This window comes from Rhizobacter sp. (assembly GCF_031412075.1).
Classification (GTDB): domain Bacteria; phylum Pseudomonadota; class Gammaproteobacteria; order Burkholderiales; family Burkholderiaceae_C; genus Rhizobacter.
Genome location: NZ_JANOCG010000434.1, coordinates 1 through 8,569 on the forward strand (window position 1 = coordinate 1; position 8,569 = coordinate 8,569).

Here is an 8,569-nt window from a genome sequence, read left to right on the forward strand (position 1 = left end):
AACGCCGCTTCGGGCATCGGCGGCTTGACGGGTCTGGGCAATGGCAAGACCAAGGGCACCAGCTACGGCGCGCAAGCCGAGATCTGGTTCTGAGTGGTTTGAACGTGGGCTTAACCCAGCCCCCGTCTAGCGCTTGAAACCTCGGCACCACAGCAGCGATGCACCTCGGGGGAAACACCCCGAGGCGCAGTTGAACGCTGTCTTAACATCGCGGCCACGACCAATCGACCGCCCGATGAAACTCCTGCTCGCCGAAGACGACACCATCCTGGCCGACGCCCTCACCGCCAACCTGCAAGGCTGCGGCTTCGAGGTGGAAGTGGCCGAGAACGGCGCCGTCGCCGAGTACCTGCTGCTGCGCCACGACTTCGACATCGGCGTGCTCGACCTCGGCCTGCCCCTCGTCGATGGCCTCACCGTGCTGAAGAAGGTGCGCGCCGCCAAACCCGGCCTGCCGATGATGGTGCTGACCGCGCTCGACGGCATGGAGCAGCGGGTGGCCGGCCTCAACGCCGGGGCCGACGACTACCTGACCAAACCGTTTGATTTCCCCGAGCTCGAAGCGCGCATCCGCGCGCTCCTGCGCCGCGCGCACGGTGCGGCCGGCAGCGCCGCCGTGCAACAAGCCGGCCTGCTGCGCTTTGACCGCGAAGCGCGCCGCGCGAGCATCGACAAGACACCGCTCGAACTCTCGCCCCGCGAGTGGACGCTGCTCGACCTGCTGCTCACCCAGCGCGACCGTGTGGTCACCAAAGAGCAGATCGTGCAGGGCTGGACGCCCGACCCGAACGAGCAAAACCCCGGCTCGATCGAGGTCTACATCCACCGCCTGCGCCGCAAGCTCGAAGGCTCGAAGGTGTCGATCCGCACGGTGCGTGGGCTGGGTTACCTGCTCGAGACGGAAGGCTGACGTGACCACCACTCGGTCTCCGTTCGCCCTGAGCCTGTCGAAGGGTGCGCAGTGCACAGCGCTGGCTCCCTTCGACAAGCTCAGGGCGATCGGGGATACAGGCTCAGCCCGAACGGAGTAGTGCCCCCGATGCTTCGCCGCCTGACGTCGCGCCTGCCCGGCCTCACCCCCGGCACCCGCTCGCTGCACCGCCACCTGCTGCTGTGGCTCTTGCTGCCGCAACTCGTGTTGTGGCTGGCAGCAGCGAGCTTCACCTACCAGCTGGCAGGGCGCTACGCCAACCAGGCCATCGATGCGAGCCTGACCACCGCGTCGCGTGCGCTTGCGCGCCAGGTCAAGCCGAGCGGCAGCGGGCTGTTGATCGACTTCCCGCGCGCCGCGCAAGACATCATCGAAGCCGACCCCGACGACCGGGTGTACTACATGGTGAGCACCCCACCGGGCGAGTTCATCCTCGGCAACAGCCAGATGCCGCAGCCGCCGGCCGACATCACCGACCCGCTCCTGGCCCAGCCTTATCTGTACGACGGCGTGGTGCGCGACAAATCAAGCGGCGCCAACAACAACGACCAGCCGCGTGAGGTCAACGTGCGTGTGGTCGCGCTCTACCTCGCCTACGGCGAACCGGGCAAGCCGCAGCGCATGCTGGTGCAGGTGGCGCGCAGCCGCGCCAGCCGCGAAGAGCTGGCGCGTCAGATCCTGATCGACACCGCCCTGCCCTTGTCGTTGCTGATCGTGTTGATGTCGGTCATCGTCTGGGGCGGCATCCGTGGTGGGTTGGCGCCACTCGCGCGGCTGCGCAGCGTGGTGGAGAGCCGCGCCATCAACGACCTCGCACCGATCCGCCTGGAGGCCGCGCCCGAAGAAGTGCGCAGCCTCGCGCTGGCCCTGAACACGCTGCTGGCCGAGGTGCGCGACAACGTCAACGCGCAAAAGCGTTTCATCAGCGACGCCGCGCACCAACTGCGCACGCCGCTGGCGGGCCTGAAGAGCCAGACCGAGCTGGCACTCGCCAGCGCGACCGTGAGCGCCGACCCCGAGTTGCAGGCCCGGCTGCAACGGGTGCACGAGAGCGCCACCCGCAGCGCCCACCTGGTGAGCCAGCTGCTGGCGCTGGCGCGCGCCGAGCCCGAAGCGGCGCTGGCGCAGTCACGCAGCCGCTTTGACCTGCAGCGCCTGGCGCGCGAGGTGGCGGCCGAGCAGGTGCCACGCGCGCTGGCGGCGGGCATCGACCTCGGGAGTGACGAAAGATCAGACGATGGCGACCCGAGCGAAGCGCCGATCTTCGTGCTGGGCAACGCGATGTTGATCCGTGAGGCGCTGGTCAACCTGGTCGACAACGCCATCCGCTACGCCGGGCGCGGCGCGAGCATCACGGTGAGCGCGCATGCGCAAGGCAGCGACGCGGTGGTCACGGTGGAAGACAACGGCCCCGGCGTGCCCGAGAGCGAACACGAGCACATCTTTCAGCGCTTCGTGCGCGCCACCAACGAGGGCAATGGCTGCGGCCTGGGCCTCGCCATCGTCAAAGAGATCGTCGAGCGCAGCAGCGGCAGTGTCACGCTGCAGTCAGTGCGCCCGCAGGGATTGCGCGTGATCGTGCGGTTTCCACTGGCCGGCTGATGACCCTGCGGCCGCAGGCCTGGGGCGGCACCAGCAGCTGAAAGCGTGTGGTGCCCCAGCCTTCGACCACCCACTCGGTGCCCGATTCGAGCGCCAGCGTGTCGCCAGTGGTGAGCCAGATGTCTTCGGCCGGCGAGCGCGCCGTGCCTTGGCGGGTCAACCACAGGCGACCCTCGGTCACATGCAGCTCGCGCACCCCGGGGCCGATCTCCAGCCGCATGGCCTCGCCCTCTTCGAGCGCCCACAGGGCAGCGGCGGAGTGTTGCTTTTCAGGCATCAGTGGGTTGTTCATGGGGTGGCTCCTTGGGCTGGTGTTACAGGAGAATAGAGGCCAGCACCCAGCCAGTCCAATGAATTGCCAACAAGGCATTGACGCCTTTTTCTCATGAATACACCACTCCGCCGCCGGCCCCTCTCGGTGGGCCCGATCCGGGCTTTCGAGGCCGTCTCGCGCCACCTGAGCTTTCGCGCCGCGGCCGACGAGCTGAGCCTCACCCAGTCGGCCATCAGCCGGCAGATCCAGGCGCTGGAAGAAGACATGGGCGCCACCCTGCTGCTGCGCGGCACGCGCAAGGTGGAGCTCACGGCCGAAGGCGCGATGTTCCTGCGCGCGCTCGCGCCCAGCCTGGCGCGCATCGACTCCAGCGTGCAGCAGGTGCGCCAGTCGCAGGGGCGGCGGGTGGTCAGCGTCACGACCTTCGCTTCGTTCGCCTCGTTGTGGCTGATCCCGCAGATGGAAGCGTTTCAGCGCGCGCACCCGGAGATCGACATCCGGGTTTCGGCCAGCGACGTGATCGTCAACGCCAACGACCCCGAGTTCGACCTGATCCTGCGCTACACCAGCCGCGAGAAAGTGCCACCCAACGCGCAGCGCCTGTTTGGCGAGGTGATCACGCCGGTGATCAGCCCCTGGCTGGCCGAGCAGATCCAGAACGGCCAGGCGCCGCCCTTGTCCAAACCCGAACATCTATCCCAGCACACGCTGACCGAAGAAGACGACTACCGCCCGACCGCCGAATTTTTGAGCTGGCGCCACTGGCTGGCCAAGCAGGGTGCACCCGACATCCAGCCGAAGCGCTGGCTGTACCTCAACTTCACCTACCAGCAGGTGCAGAGTGCACTCGCCGGCCAGGGTGTGGCGCTGGCGCGGCTGCCGCTGGTGGCCGAGCAGTTGGAGCGCGGTGACCTGGTCGAGCCCTTCGGCCCGGCCGGTCGGGTGGCCACCCACCTGGCTTACTGGATGATCACGCCGGCCGGCAGCCGCGCGCGCAAGGAGGTGGACGAGTTCTGCCAGTGGGTCGAGCAACGCTCGGCGCAGACGCGGTTGGCGCTGGGGGAGGCGCCATGAAGGTTCAGACATCCGGAAATCACCGTTCGCGTTGAGCTTGTCGAAACGCCTGCCCTGAGCCTGTCGAAGGGCTTGCACGCATGCCACCAGGCCCTTCGACCCTTCGACTGAGCTCAGGACAGGCAGTCTCAGGGCGAACGGAGCTTTTTCCGGCCTCTACGCCACCACACCCCGCTCAGTGACGATCACCGCCAGCGGCTGGTCGTGAGACTCGGCCGCAAACTCGGCCTCGCTCACCTCCCCCACACCCCAGGCCACACCCACCGCCGTGACGTGCGGGTTTGCGGCCAGCCAGCGGTCGAAATAGCCCCCGCCATAACCCAGCCGGTAGCCGCTGCGGGTGAAGCCCACGCAGGGCACCAGCACGACATCGGGCACCACCGGGGCGCCGTCGCTCGTGGCAATGCCGCACTCGTCTTTCAGCAGGGGCGCGGCCCCATCCCACATCCGGTAGTGCATCTGCCGCGCCTCGCGGCGTGCAAAAGGCAAGGCGAGTGAAAAGGAAGTACCCACCTTGTCGTCGTGCCACAAGGCGGCTGCGTTAAATTCGGAGCGCATCGGCCAGTAGACACCCAGGCACTCGGGCTCCAGGCGGTCGATGATTTGCGCCAACTCCCTTGCGATCAGTGGCTGCGCCGATGAACCTTCTGGCGACAGAACGAATCCTTCACGGGTGGCCAGCAGCTGCGCACGCAGTGCCTGGCGAGAAGTGGGCAACGCAACAGACATGATGAACACAGTCAAGGAACAGGTTTGAAATCAGTATATGAGTCGGTCTTGCCACGACGCCTGTTGACGCTGGTGGGGCTGGCCACGGCCTTGATGGCCGGCTCCTGGCCCGCGCAGGCGCAAACCGCCGGCAACGAAGTGATCCTGGAAGCGCGCGCCGCCTACGGCAGGAAAGACGGCAACCAGCTGGCCAACCTGCGTGGGCGGGCCGTGATGGAGCGCCACCCGCTGGCGATGTGGGTCGACTACTGGCAGCTCAACAACCGGCTCTACGCGGCCTCCACCGACGAGGTCGAGTCGTTCTACCGGCGCTGGAGCGGCAGCTACGTCGAAGACCGGCTGCGCAACGACTGGTTGCTCGAGCTCGGCCGCCGCCGCGAATGGAAAACTCTGGCCACCGACTACCCGCGCTTTCGCATGAACGACGACCGCGAGGTGAGCTGCTATGCCCTGCTCGCCAACCACCTCGACGGCAAAGACGTGCGCAGCGCCGCGCGCGCCGCCTGGCTGGCCCAGCGCGAAGGCGACGACGGCTGCAACCTGCTCGGCGCTGCGCTCTTCGAAGCCCGGCTCATCACCGAAGACGACGCCTGGCGCCGCGCGCGCCTGGCGATCGACGCCAACAAGCCCAAGGCGGCCCAACAATCGGCTGCGATGGTCAGCGCACGCGCCGGCACCGACACCACGGCGCTGGCCGACAACCCCTCGCGTTACCTCAACACGCTCAACGCCAAGACCCGCCACGACAAGGAGCTCGCCACGCTCGCGCTGATGCGCCTGGCCAGCACCGACCCCGATGCCGCCGCCATTGCCCTGCGCAGCCGCTGGGAAGCCGCCCTGCCTGCCGAGCTGGCCGCCTGGGCCTGGGCGGCAGTGGGCAAACAGGCGGCGATGAAGCTGCTGCCCGACGCCTCCGAGCACTACCAGCGTGCCGCCCAGCTGGCGAGCAAGGCCACGGTCGAGATCGACTGGGCCGACGACACGCTTGCCTGGAAGGCCCGCGCCGCGTTGCGCGCCAACAATGGCAAGCCGCGCTGGCAGCAGGTGATGCAGGCCATCAACGCGATGCACCCCACCGAGCAGCGCGACTCGACCTGGGTCTACTGGAAGGCCCGCGCCATGCAAGCCCTGGCCGACGATTCGACCGAGCCCGAGGCCATGACGGCGCAGGCGCAAGAGATGCTCGGCACCCTGGTCGGCCAGCTCCACTTTTACGGCTCGCTCGCCGCCGAAGACCTGGGGCAACCCATCGCCCTGCCGCCACAACCCGTGCCGCCCACCGAGGCCGAGCGCCAGGCCGCATCACGCTCGCCCGGGCTGCTGCGCGCACTGCAACTGATTGCCATCGGCCTGCGCAACGAAGGGGTGCGTGAATGGAACTTCACCCTGCGCGGCATGGACGACCGCGCCCTGCTCGCCGCCGCCCAGATGGCCTGTGACCGCGAGATCTGGGACCGCTGCATCAACACCAGCGACCGCACGCGCAACGAGATCAACATGGCGCAGCGTTTCCCCACACCCTTCCGCAAGGAAATGCAGGCCCGCAGCCGCGAGCTGGGTGTCGACCCGGCTTATGTGTACGGCCTGATCCGCCAGGAATCGCGCTTCGTGATGGACGCCCGCTCCCACGTGGGCGCCTCGGGGCTGATGCAGATCATGCCGGCCACCGCCCGCTGGACGGCCAAGAAGATCGGCATCCCGTACACGCAGGAGATGATCACCGACCGCGACCTCAACCTGCGCCTGGGCACGCAGTATCTGCGCCTGGTGCTCGACGACTTTGAAGGCTCGCAGGTGCTGGCCGCAGCAGCCTACAACGCCGGCCCGGGCCGCCCGCGCCGCTGGCGCGAAGGCCCGCAGCTGGAGGCCGCGGTGTGGGCCGAGAACGTGCCCTTCAGCGAAACGCGCGACTACGTGAAAAAGGTGTTGTCCAACGCCATCTTTTATTCGGCCCTGCTCAACAACCCCTCGGCCACGCAGGCGCCTTCGCTCAAGGCGCGGTTGGGCCGCTCGATCGGCCCGCGACAAGGGCCCCCTTCCACCGTCGACAAGGATCTGCCGTGACCCACATTCTTGTGCTCGGCGGCACCGGCTTCGTCGGCCGCAGCCTGTGCGAAAAACTGGTCGAACGCTCACGCGGCGGCCAAGGCCGCATCACCGTGCCCAGCCGGCAGCCGCAGCGCGCCAAGGCGATCCAGCTGCTGCCGACCGTCGAGGTGGTGCCAGCGAATGTGCACGACGAAGCGCAGCTGACGCGACTGGTGGCGGGGTGTGACGTGGTGATCAACCTGGTGGCCATCCTGCATGGCAACGAGGCTGCGTTTACCCATGCCCACGTGGAGCTGCCACGCAAGCTGGTGCGCGCCTGCCAGGCCAATGGCGTACGGCGTGTGGTGCACGTGAGCGCGCTCGGGGCGGCGGTCGATGCACCCTCGCGCTACCTGCGCTCCAAGGCCGAAGGCGAGGCCGTGCTGCGAAGCGCGGGGCTGGATCTGACGCTGCTGCGCCCGTCGGTCATCTTCGGCACCGACGACCGTTTTCTCAACCTGTTTGCGCAGTTGCAAAGTGTGTTTCCGCTGATGCCACTGGCGGGCGCCAGCGCGCGTTTCCAGCCGGTGTGGGTCAACGACGTGGCGCAGGCCATCGTGAATGCCATCGACCGGCCCGACAGCATCGGCCGGGTCTACGAATGCACCGGCCCGCGGGTCTACACCCTGGGCGAGCTGGTGCGGCTGGCCGGGCGATGGGCGGGGCACGAGCGACCGGTGATCCCGTTGCCCACGGCGCTGGGCCGCTTGCAGGCGATGGCGATGGAGTGCCTGCCGGGTGAGCCGCTGATGTCGCGCGACAACCTGGCATCGATGCAGGTGCCCAACGTGGCCACCGGCGCGCAGCCGGGCCTCGATGCGCTGGGCGTGCAGGCCACGCCGCTCGAAGCCGTGATGCCCGAATGGCTCGCGCGTGGCGGTGGCCCGGCGCGGCTGGACCGCTGGCGCCGTGGGGCCGGCCGCGCCTGAGCGGCTGATGCGGGCGCGGCATGGGTGCCATGCCGCGTTGTCATCACCAAAACGCTGGCAGTCGCCTAGCATGTGAGGCCCATCTGAAAGGTCTTCCATGCCCCTGCAGCTTTACATCGGCAACAAGAACTACTCCTCCTGGTCCATGCGCCCGTGGGTGCTGCTCACCCAAGCGGGCATCCCGTTCGAAGAGCGCATGCTGCGTTTCGACTCGTTTGATGCCGGCTCGAAATTCAAGGCCGACGTGATGCGCCACAACCCGGTCGGCAAGGTGCCGGTGCTGGTCGACGACGGCTTCGCGGTGTGGGACACGCTGGCCATCGCCGAGTACCTGGCCGAAAAATTCCCCGACAAGAAGCTCTGGCCCGCCGACGTGAAAGCGCGCGCCCGCGCACGCAGCGTCTGCGCCGAGATGCACTCGGGCTTTGGCGCGCTGCGCAGCCACTTCGGCATGAACATCGAAGCTTCGCTGCCCGAAGTCGGCCAGCGCGTGCTGGCCGAGCAGCCACAGACCCGCGCCGACCTCGAGCGCATCGTGCAGATGTGGAGCGAGCTGCTCACCACCCACAAGGGCCCGCTGCTGTTCGGTGAGTTCACGGTGGCCGACGCCTACTTCGCCCCGGTCGTCAAACGCATCGTCACCTACGGGCTGCCGGTGCCGCCCGCCATCCAGGCCTACGTCGACCGTGTGCAAGCCCTGCCCGGCGTGGCCGCGTGGACGAAAGACGCTTTGGCCGAGCACGACTTCCTGGCCTTCGAAGAGCCGTACCGCACCTCGCGCTGACAAACCTACACTGCCATCCCATGAAGATGTGGATGGTCGGTGGTGCGGTGCGTGATGCCTTGCTGGGCTTGCCGGTGAACGACCGCGACTGGGTCGCGGTCGGCGCCACGCCGCAAGAAATGGTCGACGCCGGCTACACGCCGGTGGGCAAGGACTTC

The 8,569-nt window shown here is 67.9% G+C and carries 8 protein-coding genes and 1 pseudogene; 7 read left to right on the top strand and 2 right to left on the bottom strand.

What is annotated here, in order from left to right; genetic code table 11:
* The first annotated feature begins 235 nt into the window (after positions 1-235).
* Positions 236-910, top strand: coding sequence for a response regulator transcription factor (locus tag RMO40_RS16265; protein WP_309723648.1), 675 nt, complete (start codon positions 236-238; stop codon positions 908-910).
* A gap of 129 nt (positions 911-1,039) precedes the next feature.
* Complete coding sequence (locus RMO40_RS16270; RefSeq protein ID WP_309723650.1) at positions 1,040-2,533, top strand: sensor histidine kinase N-terminal domain-containing protein; 1,494 nt, start codon at positions 1,040-1,042, stop codon at positions 2,531-2,533.
* On the opposite strand, the gene RMO40_RS16275 is transcribed toward RMO40_RS16270, so the two are convergent.
* Positions 2,469-2,825, bottom strand: coding sequence for a DUF2917 domain-containing protein (locus RMO40_RS16275; RefSeq protein ID WP_309723653.1), 357 nt, complete (start codon positions 2,823-2,825; stop codon positions 2,469-2,471). The two genes, RMO40_RS16270 and RMO40_RS16275, sit on opposite strands and share 65 nt — an antisense overlap.
* Positions 2,826-2,918: 93 nt before the next feature.
* Here RMO40_RS16275 and RMO40_RS16280 point away from each other — a divergent pair, with 93 nt between their 5' ends.
* Entirely contained in the window at positions 2,919-3,881 is a 963-nt protein-coding gene (locus RMO40_RS16280) for a LysR family transcriptional regulator (RefSeq protein WP_309723655.1), read from the top strand.
* Between the two features lie 156 nt (positions 3,882-4,037).
* On the opposite strand, the gene RMO40_RS16285 is transcribed toward RMO40_RS16280, so the two are convergent.
* Entirely contained in the window at positions 4,038-4,610 is a 573-nt protein-coding gene (locus RMO40_RS16285; protein ID WP_309723657.1) for a 5-formyltetrahydrofolate cyclo-ligase, read from the bottom strand.
* 93 nt (positions 4,611-4,703) lie between these two features.
* Between RMO40_RS16285 and RMO40_RS16290 the strand changes: the two genes are divergently transcribed.
* The 4 genes and pseudogenes from RMO40_RS16290 to RMO40_RS16305 form a co-directional block, all read left to right on the top strand.
* A complete protein-coding gene (locus tag RMO40_RS16290; protein ID WP_489660180.1) occupies positions 4,704-6,674 on the top strand; it encodes a lytic transglycosylase domain-containing protein in 1,971 nt (656 codons plus the stop codon).
* Positions 6,671-7,627, top strand: coding sequence for a complex I NDUFA9 subunit family protein (locus tag RMO40_RS16295; protein WP_309723661.1), 957 nt, complete (start codon positions 6,671-6,673; stop codon positions 7,625-7,627). The genes RMO40_RS16290 and RMO40_RS16295 overlap by 4 nt, the downstream gene beginning before the upstream one ends.
* A 97-nt stretch (positions 7,628-7,724) precedes the next feature.
* The gene (locus RMO40_RS16300) at positions 7,725-8,411 is read left to right on the top strand and encodes a glutathione S-transferase family protein (protein WP_309723663.1); all 687 of its coding nucleotides are present in this window, start codon (positions 7,725-7,727) and stop codon (positions 8,409-8,411) included.
* Positions 8,412-8,431: 20 nt separating this feature from the next.
* Positions 8,432-8,569: pseudogene (locus RMO40_RS16305) on the top strand (multifunctional CCA tRNA nucleotidyl transferase/2'3'-cyclic phosphodiesterase/2'nucleotidase/phosphatase); the annotation flags it as partial.